Genomic DNA, 21,852 nt, shown 5'->3' with positions numbered 1-21,852 from the left:
GGGCCATCGGGGAAGCCCGATAGTTTACATACATTCATGGATGTATAGTGACAGCATGGAATGGCCCCACGATGCGGAAAGGGCTTGGGTTTACAAATCAGGAGACTTGGTGGCACGTCGTACGAAGGAAGAAGCATTGGCCACGCGGCATCGGTTGCTCGATGCCGCGGAGCTGCTGTTTCAGGCGCAGGGCGTTTCGCAGACCTCGCTGCAACAGATTGCACAGCAGGCCGGCGCGACGCGTGGCGCCATTTATTGGCACTTCAAGGACAAGGCCGACCTCTTCAACGCCATGATGGAGCGCGTCATCCTGCCGCTGGAGGCCGGCCCCCGGGCCGCCGCGGCGGCCGGCAACGACGACCCCCTGGCCGAGATTGAAGAGGGCATGGTGCATGCGCTCACCCTCATGGTGACCGACCCCCAGGTGCGCCGCGTGTTCGACGTGGCCACCCACAAGGTCGAATACACGCACGACATGGCGTCGGTGCAGCAGCGGCACCTGGACGCACGCAACGCCTGCGTGGCCGATTTTGAAAAAGCCCTGCGCCTGGCCGCCCGCCGCGCCAGCATCAAGTTGCCCGTGCCCGGCCATGTGGCCGCGCAGGGTTTGCATGCGCTCATCAGCGGGCTCATTCAGAACTGGCTGCTCGACCCCGCCGCCTTCGACCTGGTGCAAAGCGGCCGGCGCACCTTTCGCGTTTACCTGGCCGGACTGGGCTTTGGCCGGAACTCGACCCCAAGCGTTGAGAACGAAGCTGAAGAAGTCGCCGCCTGATAGGCGATAATGCGGGGCTCCGGTTCTGCCGGAACCCAGATTCCTCGCTGTATTTCAACGGATAGAATTCGGCCCTCCGAAGGCTGAGATCCAGGTTCGATTCCTGGCGGCGGGACCAGATATGAAGCCGGACACTTGCACAGGTGTCCGGCTTTTTGTTTTCTCGTCTGGAGATGCTTTTCCAACCGCCCCTCTTCATTTTTTGGCGCAGTGTCGGGTGCCGTGCATCAGGAAGCGCATCGAGTCTGGGTAGGGCTGCAGCGATTGCGAAGAGGTATCGATAAGCGGCCTGCGTAAGCTCATTCAAGTCGGCTTCAGACTGGTTGCCGACGGACGGATGCGCGAGGAGAACGACCGCCGTTGGCAAAGCTTGCCGCTCATGCATCCAAAGTGGCTTTTCCGGTGTGCGTCGCAACCAGCCGCCCGACGACGCTCAGACGCCCGGGTGCTCCGCCCACCTCGGAAATACGCCCTTGAGTCGGTCGACCGTGTGGCGCCACTTGGGCGTTGTCGGCTTACAAACGGTGTTTTGGTTGCCAAACAGACCGACCTCGTTGATCGCCTTGTCTTCTGAAACGGTATCCAACCATTGCACTCGAACGAAGTGCTCAGCACGCTCCGGATCATTGGCAGTCAGCAGGTATAGGTCGGCGTGCTTGAGTACTATCAAAGCGGGCTGCTCGCCTGATTCAGTTTGCACTTTGAAGTCGTTGACCGACTGCACGGACTCGAGCACTGTGCCGACGCCAACGTATCCTTTCTTTGGGATCTTGACCCACACCCGGTCACCGGGTGACAAGAGCTTCAACGTCTGGCTGTACCAACTGCCGCCGCCACCACTGATGAAGCCGAAGCGACGAGCGTCATCCCAACTCCTTGACGATTCATCACCAAAAGAAACGTAGAACTCACCGTTCCATGGCTCCTTTTCTACCTTGGCAGTGCTCGTGGAAGCCACATTGGCTTGGGTCTCAACGGGGTCGATCAGCCAAGCACGGCTAAGCAGCTTGTCGATCCCATGCTCAAAGACTTGGAAGAACACGACATTGATTGCGATGTCGCGGGCGTTTAGGTAGCCGATGATCCGCTCGGTGGACGGGTCGAGCTCAGCAGCAACGATGATGATCTGATGTGACTGGTTCAGGGTCTCCTCGTCCAGCTCCAGACCGAAGCGCTGCTGAAAGGCTGCATCCAGGCTCTTGCCACCGGAAAACCGCTGGAAGATCTGAGCCACTCGGTCCGGCGTCAACTGCTCGACCCACGATGCATAGTCCAGCGCTTGGGCGATGATTTCGCGCGGCGTGCGGTCGCGCTTCAGCTCAATGAGCACCAGGGACGCATCGGGCGCAATCGCCAGCAGGTCAATACGTCCACCATGCGACGTGACCTCCTGGCGACCGATCAACATCCACTCGCTGGACAGAATCCGGGGATCCCGCACGATCATGTCCTCAAGCTGCTGCTCGCTGGCAAGTCGGCCGGGAAACAAAGGCGCTGGTTGATCGCCGATGCGCCAGATGGCGTGATGAATAGGCATCGCGCTCTCCTTAAGCTACAAGCTTCAGCAGTTGCGGCTCATTGCGAACCTGGAGACACCAACGCGCCACCGACGATAGTTCTGCCGACCGGTGGGTGAGTTCGCGCACCTTTGCGCGCACCTCAAGCAGCTTGGCTTTTGCGGCTGGGTTCTTCCCAGCGGCGCACTTTGCTTTCGCAGCCAGAAAGTCTTCGACAAGTGCATCGACCTTCTGCCAGACACTTCGACGGGCCTCAGCCAAGGGCACATGCTCGTTGAGCTTGAGCCGTTTCACGGTTTCGCTCACACGGTCTTGTTCCCACTGGGAACTCCCGGGCATCGGAACGAGCTTCCCTTCTTCATCGAAAGCGATCAGCGATACGTCGTCGTCGTCAATCGGGTCCAGCAGGTACGGGGCCTCAGACTCCTCGCAGCGCGCGGAGAACGTGGAACAAAGCGACCCCTGCTGCAGCGGGAACCAGCCCCCTTCTTGCGGTTGCCAACATTCCCGCAGACTCGAAAGTTCATGTAGTCGAACGCCAACCACCAGTAGCCATCACGCTGCGCGCCATCCGGAGTCTTGGCCTCCTTCTTGGGTCGGAAGTGCTCGACGTCGTAATGCGAGTAGAGGTCACGAACTTCGGAAAACCAGCACTTTCCGCCCGACAGCGCCAAAAGCCACTGCTTCAGCGCACCCCAGTGCGCATTGTTGACATCAATCAGTGCATTGCGCTCGTCTCGCTTGCCAGCAGCCTGCAAAGCGGCCATGTCGGTCACCAACTGCGCAGACTTGGCAAGCCAAGCATCCCACTCCGCCCGCGTCCACGGTGTCCACCCAGGGATGTCACTGTCAGTGGGCTTCTTGTGTTCGAGGTCAATGAAGATCACTTGCCAGCCTCCTCGCGCAAGATCTCATCGATGATCTCGTCCGCCACCTTGTTTTGCTCGGCTTGCTCTTCTGGACTGAGCGTAGGTTTGCGGAACTTGCGGTGCTGTGCCATCTTGCGCACGAACAGGGCGTAGTCGGGATCGCGGAAGTCAGCTGTCGAGAAGCCCAAGTCCGCAAGCTCAGTCGATAGCCTGGTCAACTCCGCGCCTTCTTCGGCTGTGCGAGGCTGCTTGACGAATAGCTCGTTGCGCCGGAACAAGCGCCGCTCGGTCTCAATGTCCAGCGTAGATGACAAGCCGAACAGCTCGCTTTTCAGCAGCCCGGTCACGCCCATGCCTTGCGGGTGTTCATCCGGCGTGTCCACCACCGTGCGATTAGCATCCCGGCGCAGGATGTGGACCTGCTCGCGCTTGAGGCTGCCCACCATCATCGGGTCATGGGTGGTGATGAGGATCTGGGATTCGCCCTGCATCAGCGCACCGTCTTCTGAGGTCAGCACGCCTTCGATGTCATCGAAATACCGCAGCTTCCAGATGGGGTTCAGGTGGGTGTCTGGCTCGTCGAGCAGGAACAGGCAGTGGTCTTCGCGGGTGATACGCATCAGGCCCAGCACCGTGAGCATTTGCAGCTCGCCTTCCGAGAGTTGGGTGAAGCTCACCTTGCCACCATGTTCATCGCGTTTCTTGACCGTGATGCGCACTTCGTCGATGAGGTCACCGATGTAAGCACCCTCGGCGTAGCGGAAGAAGCTGTCGGCGCTACCTACCAGTTCGCCCAATCGCTTCAGTTTGTCTTGGCTCGGCACAAACAGATAAAGCTGCTTCTGCTTTTCCGTACGTCCCCGGAAGTCGATCTGCTTGGTCGCTTCTTGCTCAATCGGTGCCCAGGCCACTTGCCAGAGCTTGTCGAGGAACTCGCTCACCACATTGCCGCGCGCATACCAAAAGCGCGGGTCGCCCTCGATCAGTTCCTGTTCATCAAACTTGCCGGTGCGGCGTTTTTCACGCAGGCGGTGCGGCTCTTTCAAAACGAACAGCGCGGATTCCAATGATTCGATGTGAAGGTTCTTGAGCACCTTCTGAAAAACTGGGTCATCCGAGAGCAAACACGCCAGCAGCACCAACTGGCTATGGCCACCACGGCAGTAAAACAGCCGGCGCAGGCGGTCGTCGCCAAGGTGCGCGAACCTTCCCCGATTGCGGGTTGCGGTCCGCTCTAGGAATTCTGCTCTTTGCTCCTCAAACGGTTTGAGCTCCTGCAGAATTCTTTGTAGCTCAACGCGTTCAATATCACTGAGCTCTTCTTCTTGCTTCCCTTTGAATTTACGCAATCCTTGCTCAAGCTCCAGAAACTTTTCCGATTCGGTGAACGCACTAAGTGTTGCCGCTGACAGCACCTCGTCAGTGGTGATTTCCTGCCGCTGGTTGAAACGGCGCTGGTGCTCCTGAAACAAGGTCTCTATGCGCTCATTGCGGCCCGAGTAATAGGCAAAGATATGCGCCGGCAGCAGCTCACGGTTTTTCAGCAGATAGCCGTTCGATTCGGCCTCGCCATCCACCCACACAAAGGGGCGTTTCTGCTTGGAGCCATCGGCTTCAATGCGCACTGCATGGCCGCGAATGCTGTATTCCAGCGTGTAATCAAAAGCCGCTTCGCGAGCCAGATCGACATCCCGGAAGATGGTAATCAGCGCCTCGATCAAGTTGGATTTGCCGGTGCCGTTCTGACCGATCAGGGCGTGGCTGCGGATAGATTTGGGCATCGCGTCCGCAAAGGTCCCCGCAGCAAGCGGCAAGTGCGAATCGAAGGCGATGTCGAGATCTCGCAGATTGCGGAAGGCCGGGATGCGGATGCGCTGTAGTTGCATACTAGGCGCTCACCGCGTCAGTTCGCTTTTCGCGCATTTCGGCGGGCGCGGGCTCCAGAATCCAGCCGTGGGCCACTTCGGTTTTCAGTTGCGCGTAAAACGCGTCAATCTCGCCGGCGAAGCGCTGCCACAAATCCTTGGCGCTCATTTCTCCGTTGTGGCGCGCTAGGATGGTGGCTAGCGGGGCCTGGGCTTTGATGTCGGGCGCAGTGCCCAGACGCAGTGGTGCGATCAATTCGGTCTGCGGGGCTTTCATAGGGTCCTCTTCTTGTTCGATGGTGATGCCAGTGAGACTGGAGACGGCTGCTATCGATAGTTGCGAACTCAACCTCATACGAGATACCAATTGCCGCTCCAGCTCATCACAGAAAGTCATCATACGACCCAACGCCTTCAAAACACGCTCTTGAACTTGCAGTGATGGAAGCGGAATGGGTAATTCATGAATCACTTGGCGCGACACATTCCGCATCGAGTCACTTGTGCCTGTTGCTCTTGCTTTGTAATACGAGCGCGATAATTCTGAGTTATTGACCAAATTTACCCACGGCTTCAATCTCTCATCCAAAAAAACTAACCGAACAATTTTGTCACTCATCAATAGCTGCTCTGGGCAGTTCGTAGGGGCTATCACGCTTCGAGCTACCAACTCCGCTGTATTTGCGCGAGAAAGCATGAAGTCGCCAGGCTTCACTTCACATTCAGGCCTGGCTTCTAAGGATAGTGGTAATCGCTTATTTTCTTCTGGATTGAAGAATCCCCAAGTAACAGCACTCACCTTTAACACACCCCATTCATTGCCGCGCCGAGGTTCAGGGTCACATTTTGGACTCCATCCCGACTCAGAACCGACAAGGAGATTTTCAAGAAAAAACCCAGCGCCACCCGTTGGGTAGAGGAATGTCTTCGTCAATGTGAGTGATTTTTGCAAACCTCTTTCCAGACTTTTTGCCAGCTAGTTCTGCTAGATATGTATCAACAGCAGTTTCATCTGAGGGTTCGCTGCGTGCGACGAGTGCACCACGTATTGCTTGTTCGACCACCATTTTTCTGAGGTCTGCCACATCCTCCGGCGCATGAAACAGTCTCCCAAAATTGTCGGCCAAGCGCGTCCACGTGGTTTGCAGTTCGTGCGGGCTGGTGGCACTGGCGACGGCTTGCAGGGTGGACTGACGCAGGTTGTTTTGCAGTTTGCGGCGGGCTCGCTGTTGCGCTTCCAGCGTGTCGCACAAGGCCATCAGTTCATCGACCTTGGCGACAATGCGAGATTGTTCTTCGATTGGCGGAAGTGGAATGGGAAGCGCGCGTGCTGTGCTGGTATTTAATTCCACCTGCTGCGTTGTACCTGACACCAGCGAATCTGGATGCGACGGCTCGATACGTGCCTGCACCCAAGGCGAAGCGATTACACACCACAGGTAGCGTGGGGAGCAGCTGGCGAGACGAACAACCGTAACGTGTGAATCTGCGACGGCCGTGATGTTCTCTGCCGGCGGATAGATTGCCACACGTCCGACTGTGCCGGTTCCGGTCGAATTCCACAACAAGTCGCCTGCGCAAAGAAATCTCTCTTTGCCGTAGGAATTCAATGAGTCGTCGGCGACAAAGCGCGCGGCCGACAGATCAAACCCAGACCATCGCACACATTTTTGTGAGACAACGTGAGTCGAGCTCTTCTCGACATACTTAGGGCCTTTGCCTCGTTGAATGTAGAGACAGATTTGTTCTAGGCGAATCCACAGCCAATGATCGGGCACCGCGAATGGCTTCGAATGCATTGGTGGATGCATTCTGGTGGCCCGGAGATCGAGCTCTTCTTCATACGCACGGCGCATCCCTGTAGCAGCTTCAATTGCCTGCGAGACAGCAGCTTCAGATTCGATGCGCTCTACTAGTCGGCCTGAAATGGCCAATTGGATGATCAGCTCACGTAGCTTGCCAACACCCGCTGGCGCATTCGCAATATGCCCAAACTCCGCCAAAAACCGCTGTGCATCCATCAGGCATCCTCGCTCACGAAGTGATGCGCAAGTGCGGCGGCTAATTCGCTCTTGAGCTGGTTCTCGGTTTCTTCAATTTCGCTCAACAGTTCTTTGTATTTCACCAGCAACGCATCGGGGTCGTGGGTCTCTTCCTCTGGCGCATTGGGGTTTTTGATGTCCAGGTTGAAGATGGGCCAGTAGATGCGGTCGCCAGCGGCCTGCGCATCTCGCGCTTGCAGGCGCAGTGGTTCGGCTTGGGCGCGCAGCTCGGCAATCTGGGCTTCGATCTTTTCGCGGTAGGCGACATCGGTGGTGCCAACCAGGCTCTTGCGCAAGTCGCCCGCTTCGCCTTCCAGTTTGGCAGCTTGGTTGTTCAGGTCTTCGGCGCGTTGCCAATGCGGTTGGGCAGCGGCTTCGGCTTGCTCGCGCTTGGTTTTAAAGTCCACCTTCCAGGCGAATTCATTTTCCAGGCGGTCGGCAAAGTCGTTGGCCTCTGTGCCCCACCACTCCTGCTCGGGCTTGAATTCTTCCAGCCGGATCGGCTTGGTCTTGGAATAGCTCTTGTAGCCCGCTGGGTAGGGGTGCTCGTAGAACCAGATGGCGTCGGTTTGGAAGTGCTCGGTGCCATCGTCCACCGCAGTGCCCCTGGTGAAGAACAGCAGGTTGGTCTTGATGGCGGTGTAGGGGGCGAACACGCCTCTGGGCAGGCGGATGATGGTGTGCAGCTTGCAGTCGCGCAGCAGCAGCTTTTTCAGCGTGCCCTTGATGCCGTCACCAAACAAAAAGCCATCGGGCAGCACCACGGCGGCGCGGCCGTTTTCTTTGAGGAGCTTCTTGATGATGAGCGCCATGAACATATCGGCGGTTTCCCGGGTGCGCAGGTCGGCCGGGTAGTCACTGCCCACGCCATCATCTTCATAGCCACCAAAGGGTGGGTTGGTGATGATGCAGTCGACCTTGTGGTTGGCGCTCCATTCGTTCCAGCCGATGCCCAGGGTGTTGCGGTGCTCAATCTGGCTGGGCACGTCGATGTCGTGCAGCAGCATATTGGTGGTGCACAACAGGTGGGGCAGTTGCTTCTTCTCGATGCCGTGGATCAGTTCTTCGATGGCGCGTTTGTCTTCAGCACTGGATTTGGCTGAAAGTTGATTGCGAAAATGGTCGATGGCGGCGGTCAAGAAGCCGCCGGTGCCGCAGGCCGGGTCCATCACGGTTTCACGTTTGTCCAGCCGTGGGTTGACGCGGTCGGCCATGAAGGCGGTGATAGCGCGCGGGGTGTAAAACTCGCCGGCATTGCCAGCGCCGCGCAGGTCGTTGAGCATTTGCTCGTAGACATCACCCAAGCTGGCGCGGGTCTTGAAGTCGTGGAAGTTGATGGCGTCTTCCAGCTTCTCGATCACAGCCAGCATCTGCGGGCCGGATTTCATGTAGTTGTTGGCGTCTTCAAACACCTGCTTGATGACCTTGTGCTGCGGGCTCTTGCTCGCATCAATTTGATCTTTGAGCGCCGGAAAGAGTTCGTTGTTGACGAAGGGCACCAAGTCGCTCGCAGCGATCTGCGGCTTCTTCTTACCATCGGCATCGACGATATAGGCAGCCCAATTGCGCCAGCGGCAGCGCTCGGGCATCGGTGATTTGTATTTCTTGTTGTCGTCTTCCCATTCTTCCTCGCGCTGGTCAAAGACCTTGAGAAAGAGCATCCAGGTGAGTTGGCCGAGGCGCTGAGCATCGCCATCGACGCCATCGTCCTTGCGCATGATGTCCTGAATGGATTTGATGGTGCTACTGAGATTCATCTTGTTGTGTTCGTTTTACGTGGCTTGACGTAGTGTCAGGCCTGCTTCAATTCTGGCTGCTCGTAGATCGCTTGTTCCAGCTCGTGAACGGCTTGGGTGTATTGCTCAAGGCTGCCAAAGATGCCACGCCGGATTTGGGTTTTGCTGCCGAATTGATCAAACGGCGGCAGTTCCAGCACCTTTGCGTCTTCAATGTCTTGCACACCGTGGTCGGCAAACTTGTCCAGCAAGGCATCGAGCACGGCGCGCGCTTGTTCACCGTATTTGCCGAAGACATCGCGCTTCTTGACGTTGTTGGCGCGCTCCCGGCGGGTCAATGGCTTTTGGTCGAAGGCGACGTGGGCGACCAGATCAAATACATCAAGCTCAGCGCCGTTAGCTACTGCCTGCCGCAGTATTTCGAAAGGCACGCCGTGGTCTGCGAGTTCCTCCAGGACGGCCTGCTTGCGCTCGGCACTGTTCCACCGGTGCAAAAAGTCGGTCATGGTGCCGAACTCGGCTTGCAGTGCCTTCTTGATGTCGTCCTTGAGCAGAACGCGATAGTCGTCGGTGATGAGCTTGCCATCAGCGTCGAGGTACTGCGAGCGCTCCACGGCCACGCGCACGTTGGCGTCGTCAATCACATACTTGGTGCGGCCTTCGCCGCCGCCTCCACCTGTATTGCCCCCGGGTGGCGTGTTGTCTTCGACTGTGGCGCCGGGACCATAGGGGGCGGCTCTGGTTCGCCAGCACCAGGTGGAACCGTGTCTTCTGGCGGCACCACGGGTTCGTCGGGTTCGGGTTCGTAGATCACCACGGGTTCGCCATCGAAATCCGGGTCAGCGAACAAGCGAGTGGCACCTTTGAAATCCATGATGGTGAAGTACAGCTTCTGGTAGTCCTCACGCAAGCGCGTGCCACGGCCAATGATCTGTTTGAACTCGGTCATCGAGTTGATGTTCTGGTCCAGCACGATGAGCTTGCAGGTTTTGGCATCAACGCCGGTCGTGAGCAGCTTGGACGTCGTGGCAATGACTGGGTAGGGCTCATCGTTATCGATGAAGTAAGAGAGCTGCGCCTTGCCTTCGGTGTCGTCGCCAGTGATGCGCATCACGTAGCGGCGGTTGCTGGCAGCGGAGGGGATGAGCTTGACCAGCTCTTGGCGCATGCGTTCGGCGTGATCTTGGTCGTCGCAGAACACAATTGTCTTGGCCATTGGGTCGGTGGCCTTCAGATATTCCCAGACCTTGCTGGCAACGAGCTCGGTGCGCTTCTCGAGCACCAGATTGCGGTCGAAATCCTTGGTGTTGTACTGGCGTTGCTCAACGGTCTGGCCGAGTTTATCGACCTTACCTTTTTCGGGGTGTAGCCGACAGCGTCGACATCGGTAGCGATGCGGATGACTTTGTAGGGTGCAAGGAAGCCGTCTTCGATGCCTTGCTTGAGCGAGTAGGTGTAAACGGGATCACCGAAGTAGCTGATGTTGCTTACCTCCTTGGTTTCCTTCGGTGTGGCCGTCAGGCCCAGGTGCGTGGCCGCGCTGAAGTAGTCCAGCACGTCGCGCCACGCCGAGTCGTCTGCAGCGCTGCCGCGGTGACACTCGTCAATGACCACCAAGTCAAAGAAGTCCGCGGGAAACTGCCGGTAGATCTGCTTCCATTCTTCGCGGCCGGTCACTGCCTGGTACAGGGCGAGGTAGACCTCGTAGTTCTTCTTGACCTGGCGGTTGGTCACCTTGTGCATTACCTCGCCGAACGGGGCGAAGTCCTGCTGCATGGTCTGGTCAATCAGGATGTTCCGGTCAGCCAAGAACAGTATCCGCTTCTTGGCTTTGGCCTTCCACAGCCGCCAGATGATTTGGAACGCGGTGTAGGTTTTGCCCGTGCCCGTGGCCATGACCAGCAGCACGCGCTGCTGGCCCTTGGCAATGGCCGCGATGGCGCGGTTGATGGCGACGCGTTGGTAGTAGCGGGGTTCCCGGCCGCTGCCGTCTGTATAAAAGGGCTGCTCCACGAGCGCGATGGCAGTGGGCTCGGTCAGCCCCTTCCACTGCTGGTAGAGCGCCCAAAGTTCGGCGTGCGTCGGGAACGCGTCCAACGGGACTTCACGTTCGGTGGGCGAGGTGAGACCTGTTCGGTCGTGCACTAGGAGTGCGGTGCCATTGCTGCAGATGGCGACGGGCACGTCCAGCATCTCAGCATAAGCCAGCGCCTGCTGCATGCCGTGCCCCACAGGGAAGCGGGCTTGCTTGGCCTCTACCACGGCCAGGGGACGCCCGGCCGCGCGTAGAGGACGTAGTCTGCGCGTTTCGGCCCGCCTTTGGCTTCTGGGTTGCGGACGCGTGCGGCCAGCTTGCCACGCACCATGACACGGCCATCAGTGAGGCTGACCTCCTCTCGGAACTGCGCCTGCTGCCATCCGGCGTTTTGTATGGCGGGGGTGATGAACTTGGTACAGATGTCGCGTTCGCTCATGTCTCCTTTGTTCACTCGCGTTCCTCCTGAAACAGATGCAGTTTTTCGTAGACTTTGTTCTTGTACTTCCCGAGCTTCATTCCAGAAGCACCATGAACTCTGTCGCAATCGCCTCGGGTCGAATTGCGCGGGCACCATCAGCACGATGCAAGCGAACCAGACCATGGGCCTGAAGGTTCTTCAGTGTTCTGGAGAGATTGCTCGGTGCCCGACCAGATAACTTGGCCAGTTCCGCGACCGTCTGTGGTTGCGCCGAACTCATGATCTTGAGGAGCTGCCTGTTCTCATCTGACAGAACGCCGGCCAACTGCCGCCACGATTCGAACCACACCGTGGGCGCTTCAATGGGAACGACGCCCTGGGGAGCAGGCTCGCTACGGATGCCAACGATGGTGCGCATGCGACGGCTCCAAATGATGCTGCGAAGATCATATCAGGCGAAGATAACTTTTGACACGATGAAGAACGTTCGCCGCTTCACCGACAGACGCTGGATGCAAAAATTGATCACGCACACGCCAGCGTGCATTGGCGTCGTGACGAGTCAGCGAACAGCTTCAAACCAGTCGTTCGCGGTCCGCGGGCGCGGTTGTTGGGCGATGATTGAGATTGAGCTGAGACCGTACGCTGGCCCTCGCGGACTCCGCGACAGCATCCGCTGCACAACAGCCCTTGTGGACGTTCAGGCGTGTGGTCGAGGCGCATGAGTGGCCGTTATCGCCAGCCTCACCAACCATTTCGATCAACCGCTGCTAATGGCTCAGCAGTGATGCGAGATCATCGAATTGAATTGCCCCGGCGCCCAACACTGATCCAACCAGCCAGTTGGAGCAGCCCAACCACCGATCGCTACGCAGACTTGTTCTTCTTGGTGGGCTTGTCCAACGCCTTGAAGAACTCCGAGGGCTGCACGCCCAGGGCGTCGATGATTTTCATCATGTTTACCATGGCAAGGTTGCGTTCGCCGCGTTCTACACCGCCCATGTAGCTTCGGTCGATCCCGCACTCGTCGGCGAACGACTCTTGCGAAAAATTCATCGCCTTCCGCCGATTTCGCACGGCCTGGCCAAAAGCCACCAGCGCAGGGTGTCTTTCTTCTAGTGGGGGGTGGTACTCGGGCCATTTCTCGATGGTCGCCCTAGAAGGTCCAAGACTCCACGGTCCATAGGTTGGCGGTCCATAGAAGCGCGGTCTATAAGCATCTTTTAAGTTACGATCTTTCCTGCGCGGTGGCAACTGATCGACGCGATACCAATAAGCGGCAGGGGGATTCGAAATGAAGTGCGGGAAGTTTTCTCGAGCGTGGCCCGAGCGGAGGGACGCTGCTCTGGAGCGGATTGAAGGCAAGCCCAAGCGGCTCGCTTGCCTCGCTCCTGATATGCCCTTCGACAGGGCTTTCACGGAATGCAAGACCTTGGCCCAACTAGCGGTCTGGTATGACCGCCTCGCGTCCGGTCGCCGAATGTCAGACGATGAGTTAGGGTTCCTTGTCGAGCATGTCTCCGGCCTCAGGGCGACAGAGAACATGACACGTGGTGAGCGCGCGGTGGAGAAGAAAGCCGACGAGTTCGCTGAATTCTTCTACGGCCGGGACCATCGCAACTTCTGTGCAATCCGCGCAAGGCAGATCGCGATCGAAGAGGCGCGGTGCGACGAGGTTCCGCGCCACACGGTGTGGACGCTCGGCTCCAGGCTTTGGTGTCTGAGGGTACCGAAGGAAGGCACCGCTACCGCATCTGCCCACACACTGAAGCTCATGGAGCTTGGCGGCCAACTAATCCGCGGCAGCTTGAGGAGTACCGAGCACGCGGAGCCGCTGATCTTGGCATTCGCGCAAGGGGTGGTCCTGGGGTTCTCTCTGCTCGCGAAGATCGACATCACCAATGCGTTGGAAGGCCTGGATTTCTGGCGACGATGCGAGTTGGCCAGCATTTACCACGTAGGCGTCGATCGCGGCCAGCGGCTTCGCGCGATGGATGACCGAGATCGGAGCCGGTGATTTGCGAGGCGCTATACCCCGGCCGCTCCTGCGCGCGACCCCCTCCATCGAAAGCAGGCCTCCCGAACCTCATTGGCCAGCGCCGACAGGGCTTCAGGCGCGGTGCCGCTTCCGCCGCGCTGAATCACGAACCTCGCCGGCGGCAGCACCGGCAAAAAGCTCCCCGCCGGAATGGCCTTCAGGCCCGGCGGCATGCCCGACGGTGTCAGCACCGTGATGGCCAGCCCGGTAGCGGCCGCTGCCGTCAAAGCACTCGAGCCCTGCGCAGTCAGCACGATCTGCCAGTTGGCCGGGCCATGGCCGGCCAGCGATGCCAGCGCGGCTTCGCGGAAGGGGCAGGGCTCCGAAAGAAAGGCGAGCGGAATCGGCCCCTCGGGGTCGAGCAGCGACTTTTCTGAAAATGCCCAGACGAGCGGTTCCATCCAGAGGGTTTCCGTGTCGCTACCGGCATCGCAGACCGTGCCGACCATCAGGTCCAGCGAGCGTTCCCGCACCTGCCTGGCAAGCATCGTGCTGATGCCGCAGGTGACTTCCACATGCACGTCCGGCCTGCGGCTGCGAAAGCTCGCGAGCGCGGCGAACAGCCACTCGCTGGGGAATCCTTCGGGAGCACCCGAGGCGCAACGTCGTTGGCGCATGGCGCGGCGCAGCGAGCTTGGAGACCGCCTGCTGCTGCAGGCTGAGGATGCTCCTCGCATAGCTCAGCAGCACGCTGCCTTGCGCCGTGAGTTGCAGCGAGCGCGTGGTGCGGTCGAACACGCGGCAACCCAGCTGCTCCTCCAGCCGTTTGATTTGCGCACTGACGGCCGATTGCGTCAGGTGCATGGCGTCAGCCGCGCGCGTCACGCTGGCGTGGTCGGCAACCGAGACGAAGGCGCGCAGCTGTTGGGAGTCGAGCATGGGTTTCAGTGCGGTTGGTTCTGAATCGGTGCAAATTATGTTGCTTGTGTGCATTGCGTGCGATGCCTAGCCTCGGCTTTCCTGAACCATTTACTCACCGCATGCCATGAAAGAACTTCTGTACATCGAGACGTCGCCGAGATCTGCGCGCTCCGCCAGCATCGAGGTCGCCGGGGCGTTCATCGACGAGGTGACGCGCGTCCACCCCGGCTGCCGCGTAACCACCCTGAACCCCTGGACGATGGAGCTTCCGGAGCTGTCGCAAGACATGCTCGACGCCAAGTACGCCGGCATCAACGGCGTGCCGCTCACCGCAGCCCAGCAAACGGAGTGGGACGAAGTGCGGCGCATTGCCGCGCCCTTCCACGCAGCGGACCACATCGTGCTTGCCATGCCGCTCTGGAACTTCGGCATTCCCTACAAGCTGAAGCACCTGATCGACGTGGTTTCGCACAAGGACGTGCTGTTCCGCTTCGACGCATCGGGCCTCTCGGGCATGCTCCAGACCCGCATGGCGACGGTGGTCTGCGCGCGGGGGCTCGACTACCCGCTGGGCAAAGACGGCTCCGCGCACGCACTCGACTTTCAGTTGCCCTACATCGAGACGTGGCTGCGGTTCATCGGCGTGCGCGAGGTGCGCTCGGTCGTCGTCGAAAAGACGCTGATGGGCCCGGAGGTTGATGCCGGCGCAAGAGCCGAGGCAAAACGCAGGGCCACCGAGCTCGCAGAGGGGCTCTAAGGGCTAAGAGCGGGCCGGTTGCAGGGTCGCGCAGACCCTGACACCATGGCCGCATGACGTACCAACTTCATTACTGGCCCACCATCCAGGGCCGAGGCGAATTCGTGCGGCTCGCGCTCGAGGCGGCCGGTGCGGACTATGTCGACGTGGCGCGGTTGCCCGAGAAGAAGGGTGGCGGCGAATCGGCGCTGAGCGACCGGCTCGACGATCCTGAGATCGTTCGCCCGGCGTTCGCGCCGCCGTTCCTGATCGACGGCGACATCGTCGTCGGGCAGACCGCCGCCATCCTGCTGTACCTCGGGCCGCGGCTGGGCCTTGCGGGTGTCGGCGAATCGGACGGCCTGTGGACACACCAGCTGCAGCTCACCATCGCCGACGTGGTGGCCGAGGCGCACGACACCCACCACCCCATCTCAACAGGCGCCTACTACGAAGACCAGCGCGACGCGGCCATGCAGCGCGCACAAGCCTTCCGCGAAGAGCGGATTCCCAAGTTCCTTAACTGGTTCGAACGGGTGCTGCAGCGCAACCCCGCGGGGTCGTCGCACCTCGTGGGCGATGTGCTGACCTATGCCGACCTGTCGCTCTTCCAACTGGTGGATGGCCTGCGCTACGCATTCCCGAAGGCCACCGCGCGGGCGCTGGCTGCCACGCCGGAGGTCGAGAAATTGCACGACAACGTCAAACGCCGCCAGCGCGTGCACGACTACCTGCAAAGCCCGCGCCGCATTGCGTTCAATGAAGACGGGATCTTCAGGCGCTATGCGGAGCTGGACGGCTGAGGCTATTCGTCGTCGTCCGCCGAGCCGGCATCGTTGCGAATGCGCAGCGCCGTCTCGTACAGCGCATTGCGCGGTGCGCCGCTGATCTCCGCCGCAAGGCGCACGGCGGTCTTCACCGGCAGCTCGGCCAGCAGGAGCCGCAGCACGCGCTCGCCTTCCGCGCCGTCGTCGCTCGCAACGGCTACGGGATGCAGCACCAGCGCGAACTCGCCGCGCGTGCGGTCGCGGTCGGCGGCGAACCAATCGGGCAGGGCGCTGGCCGGCACGGTCGCGATTTCTTCGAATTGCTTGGTGAGCTCGCGCCCTACGGTGATACGGCGCTCGCCCAGCGCGGCCAGCGCGCGGGCCAGGGTTTCGATGCGGTGCGGCGCCTCGAGCAGCACCACGGCGCGGGGCTCTTGCGCGAGCGCCTGCACGGCGGTGTCGCGCTCGCCCGCCTTGCTCGGCAAAAAGCCCGCGAACACGAAGGCGCTGCTGGCGTTGCCGTCGCCGCCATCGGCCACCAGCCCGGCCGCACCGATGAGCGTGGTCACGCTGCTGGCGCCCGGCAGCGGCAGCACGCGCTGGCCGGCTGCGCGCACGGCCGCTACCAGCCGCGCGCCGGGGTCGCTCACGCCGGGGGTGCCGGCGTCGCTCACGTAGGCGATGCGTTCACCCTGGGCGAGCCGCGCGGCCACGGCCTGGGCCGCCTCGGCCTCGTTGTGCTGGTGCACGGCCAGCAGCTGGGCATTGGGCCGGTCGATGCCGTAGGCGCGCAGCAGGCTTTGGGTGTGGCGCGTGTCCTCGCAGGCAACGGCGTCGACGAGTTGCAGCACATGCAGCGCCCGCAGGGTGATGTCGGCCAGGTTGCCGATGGGCGTGGCCACCACGTAGAGCGTGCCCTGCGGATAATGCTGCGCACCCGAGGCATCGCGCGCTGCCGCAAGAGCGGCGCCGAAGGCGGCGGGTACTAGTGAAGCCAATGGGTTTCTCCGAAGAAACAAAAAGAAGCCGGCAGGGAGCCAAGCATGAAAACCATCACGACGAAGCATCGGGGCGATGCGGCGGAAGACGCCGCGCTCGACCATCTTCAGAACGCCGGCCTCGCGCTGGTTGCCCGCAATTATCGAACGCCCGGGCGCGGCGGCGGCGAGATCGACCTGATCATGCGCGATCCGCGCGACGGAACGCTGGTGTTCGTCGAGGTGCGCCAGCGCAGCACGGCCTCGCATGGCGGTGCCGGCGGCAGCATCACGGGCGTGAAGCAGCGGCGCATCGTGTTTGCGGCGCGGCACTACCTGAACGGGCTGCGCACGCTGCCGCCGTGCCGCTTCGACGTGGTGCTGGTCGAAGAGCGCATCACCTGGCTGAAGGGGGCGTTCGACGCGGGCTAGCGTCTTGGCGGCGGCGCGGGAACTCGGCGCGCGCCGAAGGCTCCACACCGCAAACGTCTTGTTTCATTGCCCCCCGGTATCATCCCGCCCCATGCTCGAGCAACGGATTCAGCAACATTTCATCGATAGCGCCGACCTTAAATACCAGGCCGGCCCAGTCCTCAGCAAACCCATATCGCAAGCCATGCAGGCCATCCTGGCGTGCGTGACGAGCGGCGGCAAGGTGCTGGCCTGCGGTGCGGGCGTGTCGGGCCTGCTTGCCGCGCAGTTCGCGGCGCAGTTTGTCGGCCGCTTCGAGCGCGAGCGGCCCGAGCTGGGCGCCATTGCGCTGCCCGGCGACAGCACCGATCCCTTGGCCGACAGCGCCAACGCGATAGACGCCGACCGCTTTGCCCGCCAGGTGCGCGCGCTCGGCCAGGCCGGCGACGTGCTGCTTGCCCTCAGTGCCAGCGGGCAATCGGCTGCGGTGCTTGCCGCCGTGCTGGCCGCGCATGAGCGCGACATGACTGTTGTGGCCCTGCTCGGCAATGCCAGCATCGGCCAGCCGGCCTCGCCTGCCGCGGGCAGCACCGGAACCGGCGGCGCCATTGGGCGTGCGCTGCGCGAAACTGATGTTCAGATTGGTGTGTCGCACGAACGTGCGGCACGCATCCACGAAGTCCACCTGCTCGCACTGCATTGCCTGTGCGACGGCGTGGATGCCCAGCTACTCGGAGAACAGGAAGCTTCCACATGACGACGACACCATTCCAACGCCTCGCCATTGCATTCGCCTCGGGAGCCGTTCTGGTTGCCGGGCTTTCCGGCTGCGTGCCGCTTGTGGTGGGCGGCGCGGCCGCAATGGGCGTGGGCATGGTGGCGACCGACCGCCGCAGCTCCGGCGCCCAGCTGGACGACCAGGGCATCGAGCTGCGCGCGGCCGCCCGCGTGCGCGAGATTGCCAACGACAACATGTACGTGAGCGTGACCAGCTACAACCGCCAGGTGCTGCTGACCGGCGCCGTGGGCAACGAGGCCGACCGCCGCCGCGTCGAGGAAGTGGTGCAGCGCGTGGACAACGTGCGCTCGGTAGTCAACGAGCTCACCATCGGCCAGCCCAGCACCTTCCAGGACCGTTCGAACGACGTGTTCATCAGCGGCAAGATCAAGGCCTCGCTGCTCGATGCCAAGGACATCTTTGCCAACTCGTTCAAGGTGGTGACCGAGCGCGGCGTGGTCTACCTGATGGGCATTGCCACCCGGCGCGAGACCGACCGCGCGACCGAAATCGCGCGCGGCATCTCGGGCGTGCAAAAGGTGGTGCGCGTGGTCGAGATCGTGAGCGAGGCCGAGTTGGCCAACCAGGCCCAGCGCGGCGGCACGGGTGCTGCTCCCGCGCCGGCGCCAAGCTCGGTGGCTCCGGCGCCTTCTTCTTCATCGCGCGTGCCGTTGCCGCCGATGGAGCCGCTGCCGCCGGCCGGCCAGCCGGGCAGCGTGACCACCTCGCCTGTGCGCTGATCTGTCTCTCGCCGGCCCTAGCTCCAGGCCAGCCAGGCCCAAAGCAAAAAGCCCGCTTTCGCGGGCTTTTTTTATTTGAGCCGGATGATCAGGCTCGACGTGTCCCACCGGCTGCCACCGGCCTGCTGCACGTCGGCATAGAACTGGTCGACCAGCGCGGTGACCGGCACGCGCGAGCCGTTGCGCTTGGCCTCGTCGAGCACCAGGCCCAGGTCCTTGCGCATCCAGTCGACGGCAAAGCCATAGTCGAACTTGCCTTCGATCATGGTCTTGCCGCGGTTGTCCATTTGCCAGCTTTGCGCTGCGCCTTTACCGATGACTTCGAGCACCGCCTTCATGTCGAGGCCGGCGCGCTGGCCGAAGGCAATGGCTTCGGAGAGACCCTGCACCAGGCCGGCAATGGCGATCTGGTTCACCATTTTTGCGAGCTGGCCGGCACCGCTGGCGCCCAGCAGCGTAACGGCGCGCGCAAAGGCGTTGATCACCGGCTTCACGCGCTCGAAGCTGGCCTTGTCGCCGCCGCACATCACGGTGAGCGCACCGTTCTGCGCGCCGGCCTGGCCGCCGGAAACCGGTGCGTCGATGAAATGCAGGCCCAGCGCCTGCGCCGCGCTCGACAGTTCGCGCGCCACGTCGGCCGAAGCGGTGGTGTGGTCGACGAACACGGCGCCTTTTTTCATGCTCGCAAAGGCGCCGTTGGGGCCCAGCACCACGGAGCGCAGGTCGTCGTCGTTGCCCACGCAGCTGAACACGATGTCGGCGCCGGCGGCGGCATCGCGCGGCGTGGCGGCGTAGCGGCCCGGCGGGCCGAATTCGGCAACCCATGCCTCGGCCTTGGCCGGTGTGCGGTTGTAGACCGTGACGTTATGTCCGGCCTTGGCCAGGTGGCCGGCCATCGGCCCGCCCATGACGCCAAGGCCCAGAAAGGCCACCGTCTGCGCGGGGGTGGATTCGTAGGTTCGGGTGTTGATGCTGCTCATGGGCGAGAGCTTAAAGCCAATGAGCGGCCTTCGTCTCGCAGCGGATTCACCCAGCGCACCGAAGGCGCTTCGGGGGCGTCTAAACGATCGCGAAATGCTCCGTGCCGGCCGACAGGTCGGTGCTGCGCGCGCGCTGGCTGTTGAGCTTGATCTGCAGCCGCAGGTCGTTGGCCGAGTCGGCGTTGCGAATCGCGTCTTCAAAGGTGATCGAGTGGCTTTCGAACAGGTCGAACAGCGCCTGGTCGAAGGTCTGCATGCCGAGGTTCCGGCTCTTCTTCATGATCTCCTTGATCTCGCCGACTTCGCCCTTGAAGATCAGGTCTGAGATGAGCGGCGTGTTCAGCAGCACTTCGACTGCGGCCACGCGGCCCTGGCCGTCTTCGGTGGGAATCAGGCGCTGCGAAATCAGCGAACGCAGGTTCAGCGACAAGTCCATCAGCAGCTGCGCGCGGCGTTCTTCGGGAAAGAAGTTGATGATGCGGTCCAGCGCCTGGTTGGCGCTGTTGGCGTGCAGCGTGGCCATGCAAAGGTGGCCGGTTTCGGCAAAAGCCACCGCGTGCTCCATGGTTTCGCGGTCGCGAATTTCGCCCATCAAGATCACGTCTGGCGCCTGGCGCAGCGTGTTCTTGAGCGCGGCTTCCCAGCTGTCGGTGTCAATGCCCACTTCGCGCTGCGTTACCACGCAGTTCTTGTGCGGGTGCACAAACTCAACCGGGTCTTCTACCGTGACGATGTGGCCGTAGGAGTTTTCGTTGCGCCAGTCGATCATGGCCGCCAGCGTGGTCGACTTGCCCGAGCCCGTGGCGCCCACCATGATGGTGAGGCCGCGCTTGGTCATCGACACGTCTTTCAGCACCTGCGGCATGCCCAGGCCGTCGATGGTCGGCAGCTTGGCCGGAATGGTCCGCAGCACCATGCCAACCTTGCCCTGCTGCACAAACGCGTTCACGCGGAAACGGCCAATGCCGGTGGGCGAAATCGCAAAGTTGCATTCCTTGGTGCGCTCGAACTCAGCCGTCTGCCGGTCGTTCATGACCGAGCGCGTCAGCGCCAGCGTGTGCTGCGCGCCCAGCGCCTGCTGCGACACCTTGGTGACCTTGCCATCGACCTTGATGGCGGGCGGAAAGTCCGCCGTAATGAACAAGTCGCTGCCGTTCCGGCTCACCATGAGCTTGAGCAGGTCGTTGATGAACTGGCTGGCTTGATCGCGTTCCATGATGTCGGTACTCCGAAGGGCTGTGGATCAGCCAGGGAAATTTTCTGGGATCTTGGCCTTGCCGCGTGCTTCCGCCGCCGAAATGGCATTGCGGCGCACGAGGTCGGTCAGGTTCTGGTCCAGCGTCTGCATGCCCGAGCCCTGGCCGGTCTGGATGGCCGAATACATCTGCGCCACCTTGGCTTCGCGAATCAAATTGCGGATGGCCGGCGTGCCCAGCATGATCTCGTGCGCCGCCACGCGGCCCTGGCCGTCCTTGGTCTTGCACAGCGTTTGCGAGATCACGGCCTGCAGCGACTCCGACAGCATGGCGCGGATCATTTCCTTTTCTTCGCCCGGGAACACGTCGATGATCCGGTCGATGGTCTTGGCGGCCGACGAGGTGTGCAGCGTGCCGAACACCAGGTGGCCCGTTTCGGCCGCGGTCATCGCCAGGCGAATGGTTTCCAGGTCGCGCAGCTCGCCCACCAAGATGGCGTCCGGGTCTTCACGCAGGGCAGAGCGCAGCGCGTTCGAGAACGACAGCGTCATTGGCCCCACTTCGCGCTGGTTGATCAGGCACTTCTTCGACTCGTGCACGAATTCGATCGGGTCTTCCACCGTGAGGATGTGTCCGTACTCGTTTTCGTTCAGGTAATTGACCATGGCGGCCAGCGTGGTCGACTTGCCCGAGCCCGTGGGGCCGGTCACCAGCACCAGGCCGCGCGGCTTGAGCGCCAGTTCCGCGAAAATCTTGGGCGCGTTGAGCTGCTCCAGCGTCAGGATCTTCGAAGGAATGGTCCGGAACACGGCGGCCGCGCCGCGTGCCTGGTTGAATGCGTTCACGCGAAAGCGCGCCAGGCCGTCGATCTCGAACGAGAAGTCGACCTCCAGAAACTCTTCGTAGTGCTTGCGGTGGGTGTCGCTCATGATGTCGTACACCATGGCGTGCACCGCCTTGTGGTCGAGCGCATCGACGTTGATGCGCCGCACGTCGCCATGGACGCGAATCATGGGCGGCAGGCCGGCCGACAAATGCAGGTCGGATGCTTTGTTCTTGACGCTGAATGCCAGCAGTTGGGTAATGTCCACGGGGATCCTCGGCTCGA

21 protein-coding genes, 1 tRNA gene and 2 pseudogenes are annotated in these 21,852 nt (G+C 61.4%); 8 read left to right on the top strand and 16 right to left on the bottom strand.

From position 1 onward, the window contains the following. Positions 1-106: 106 nt before the first annotated feature. Together M0765_RS06275 and M0765_RS06270 are read left to right on the top strand one after the other, a co-directional pair. A complete protein-coding gene (locus tag M0765_RS06275; RefSeq protein ID WP_274708763.1) occupies positions 107-775 on the top strand; it encodes a TetR family transcriptional regulator in 669 nt (222 codons plus the stop codon). Between the two features lie 43 nt (positions 776-818). Beyond that, positions 819-893 (top strand) — tRNA-Arg (locus tag M0765_RS06270). 315 nt (positions 894-1,208) lie between these two features. On the opposite strand, the gene M0765_RS06265 is transcribed toward M0765_RS06270, so the two are convergent. From M0765_RS06265 to M0765_RS06220, 10 genes and pseudogenes are all read right to left on the bottom strand, one after another. Then, complete coding sequence (locus M0765_RS06265; RefSeq protein WP_258502608.1) at positions 1,209-2,312, bottom strand: endonuclease NucS domain-containing protein; 1,104 nt, start codon at positions 2,310-2,312, stop codon at positions 1,209-1,211. 10 nt (positions 2,313-2,322) lie between these two features. Then, positions 2,323-2,586 (bottom strand): hypothetical protein, encoded by a 264-nt coding sequence (locus M0765_RS06260; protein WP_258502607.1) that lies wholly within the window; start codon positions 2,584-2,586, stop codon positions 2,323-2,325. A 77-nt stretch (positions 2,587-2,663) separates the two neighbouring features. Then, on the bottom strand, positions 2,664-3,179 hold the full coding sequence (locus tag M0765_RS06255; protein ID WP_258502606.1) for a hypothetical protein: 516 nt from the start codon (positions 3,177-3,179) through the stop codon (positions 2,664-2,666). Then, the gene (locus M0765_RS06250) at positions 3,176-5,047 is read right to left on the bottom strand and encodes an AAA family ATPase (RefSeq protein WP_258502605.1); all 1,872 of its coding nucleotides are present in this window, start codon (positions 5,045-5,047) and stop codon (positions 3,176-3,178) included. The genes M0765_RS06255 and M0765_RS06250 overlap by 4 nt, the downstream gene beginning before the upstream one ends. A gap of 1 nt (position 5,048) precedes the next feature. Continuing rightward, on the bottom strand, positions 5,049-5,960 hold the full coding sequence (locus M0765_RS06245; RefSeq protein WP_258502604.1) for a restriction endonuclease subunit S: 912 nt from the start codon (positions 5,958-5,960) through the stop codon (positions 5,049-5,051). Then, positions 5,911-7,047: a restriction endonuclease subunit S gene (locus tag M0765_RS06240; RefSeq protein ID WP_258502603.1), complete on the bottom strand. Its 1,137-nt coding sequence runs from the start codon at positions 7,045-7,047 to the stop codon at positions 5,911-5,913. The genes M0765_RS06245 and M0765_RS06240 overlap by 50 nt, the downstream gene beginning before the upstream one ends. Further along, positions 7,047-8,825 (bottom strand): class I SAM-dependent DNA methyltransferase, encoded by a 1,779-nt coding sequence (locus M0765_RS06235; RefSeq protein ID WP_258502602.1) that lies wholly within the window; start codon positions 8,823-8,825, stop codon positions 7,047-7,049. The genes M0765_RS06240 and M0765_RS06235 overlap by 1 nt, the downstream gene beginning before the upstream one ends. 35 nt (positions 8,826-8,860) lie before the next feature. Next, a pseudogene (gene hsdR / locus M0765_RS29405) lies at positions 8,861-11,293 on the bottom strand (EcoAI/FtnUII family type I restriction enzme subunit R). Between the two features lie 61 nt (positions 11,294-11,354). Further along, positions 11,355-11,678 (bottom strand): HVO_A0114 family putative DNA-binding protein, encoded by a 324-nt coding sequence (locus tag M0765_RS06225; protein ID WP_258502600.1) that lies wholly within the window; start codon positions 11,676-11,678, stop codon positions 11,355-11,357. 449 nt (positions 11,679-12,127) lie between these two features. Continuing rightward, positions 12,128-12,355 carry a helix-turn-helix domain-containing protein gene (locus tag M0765_RS06220; RefSeq protein ID WP_258502599.1) on the bottom strand — a complete coding sequence of 76 codons (228 nt, stop codon included), beginning with the start codon at positions 12,353-12,355 and terminating at the stop codon, positions 12,128-12,130. 385 nt (positions 12,356-12,740) lie between these two features. Here M0765_RS06220 and M0765_RS06215 point away from each other — a divergent pair, with 385 nt between their 5' ends. Beyond that, entirely contained in the window at positions 12,741-13,277 is a 537-nt protein-coding gene (locus tag M0765_RS06215; protein WP_258502597.1) for a hypothetical protein, read from the top strand. An 11-nt stretch (positions 13,278-13,288) separates the two neighbouring features. Here the strand turns inward: M0765_RS06215 and M0765_RS06210 are convergent, their stop codons facing one another. Both M0765_RS06210 and M0765_RS06205 read right to left on the bottom strand, forming a co-directional pair. Further along, a complete protein-coding gene (locus tag M0765_RS06210; RefSeq protein ID WP_258502595.1) occupies positions 13,289-13,915 on the bottom strand; it encodes a LysR substrate-binding domain-containing protein in 627 nt (208 codons plus the stop codon). Between the two features lie 136 nt (positions 13,916-14,051). Further along, positions 14,052-14,177 (bottom strand): annotated as a pseudogene (locus M0765_RS06205) (helix-turn-helix domain-containing protein); the annotation flags it as partial. 106 nt (positions 14,178-14,283) lie between these two features. Between M0765_RS06205 and M0765_RS06200 the strand changes: the two are divergent. Further along, a complete protein-coding gene (locus tag M0765_RS06200) occupies positions 14,284-14,916 on the top strand; it encodes an FMN-dependent NADH-azoreductase (RefSeq protein ID WP_258502594.1) in 633 nt (210 codons plus the stop codon). 53 nt (positions 14,917-14,969) lie between these two features. Continuing rightward, complete coding sequence (locus M0765_RS06195; RefSeq protein ID WP_258502593.1) at positions 14,970-15,698, top strand: glutathione S-transferase; 729 nt, start codon at positions 14,970-14,972, stop codon at positions 15,696-15,698. A 2-nt stretch (positions 15,699-15,700) separates the two neighbouring features. Here M0765_RS06195 and rsmI read toward each other — a convergent pair whose 3' ends face one another. Further along, entirely contained in the window at positions 15,701-16,660 is a 960-nt protein-coding gene (gene rsmI, locus M0765_RS06190; RefSeq protein WP_258502592.1) for a 16S rRNA (cytidine(1402)-2'-O)-methyltransferase, read from the bottom strand. Positions 16,661-16,705: 45 nt separating this feature from the next. On the opposite strand from rsmI, the gene M0765_RS06185 reads away from it, so the two are divergent. From M0765_RS06185 to M0765_RS06175, 3 genes are all read left to right on the top strand, one after another. Further along, entirely contained in the window at positions 16,706-17,071 is a 366-nt protein-coding gene (locus M0765_RS06185; RefSeq protein ID WP_258502590.1) for a YraN family protein, read from the top strand. A 91-nt stretch (positions 17,072-17,162) separates the two neighbouring features. Then, entirely contained in the window at positions 17,163-17,807 is a 645-nt protein-coding gene (locus tag M0765_RS06180; RefSeq protein WP_258502589.1) for an SIS domain-containing protein, read from the top strand. After that, on the top strand, positions 17,804-18,568 hold the full coding sequence (locus M0765_RS06175) for a BON domain-containing protein (RefSeq protein WP_258502588.1): 765 nt from the start codon (positions 17,804-17,806) through the stop codon (positions 18,566-18,568). Before M0765_RS06180 ends, M0765_RS06175 begins: the two co-directional genes overlap by 4 nt. A 71-nt stretch (positions 18,569-18,639) precedes the next feature. On the opposite strand, the gene M0765_RS06170 is transcribed toward M0765_RS06175, so the two are convergent. The 3 genes from M0765_RS06170 to M0765_RS06160 form a co-directional block, all read right to left on the bottom strand. Further along, entirely contained in the window at positions 18,640-19,548 is a 909-nt protein-coding gene (locus M0765_RS06170; protein ID WP_157616145.1) for an NAD(P)-dependent oxidoreductase, read from the bottom strand. Positions 19,549-19,627: 79 nt separating this feature from the next. Further along, positions 19,628-20,764, bottom strand: coding sequence for a PilT/PilU family type 4a pilus ATPase (locus M0765_RS06165; RefSeq protein WP_157616144.1), 1,137 nt, complete (start codon positions 20,762-20,764; stop codon positions 19,628-19,630). Between the two features lie 27 nt (positions 20,765-20,791). Next, on the bottom strand, positions 20,792-21,835 hold the full coding sequence (locus tag M0765_RS06160) for a type IV pilus twitching motility protein PilT (protein WP_258502587.1): 1,044 nt from the start codon (positions 21,833-21,835) through the stop codon (positions 20,792-20,794). Positions 21,836-21,852: the final 17 nt, after the last annotated feature.

Source organism: Variovorax sp. S12S4, from assembly GCF_023195515.1.
GTDB lineage: Bacteria > Pseudomonadota > Gammaproteobacteria > Burkholderiales > Burkholderiaceae_C > Variovorax.
The sequence above is the reverse complement of the archived record's forward strand: the minus strand, read 5'-3'. Positions and strand labels throughout refer to the sequence as shown.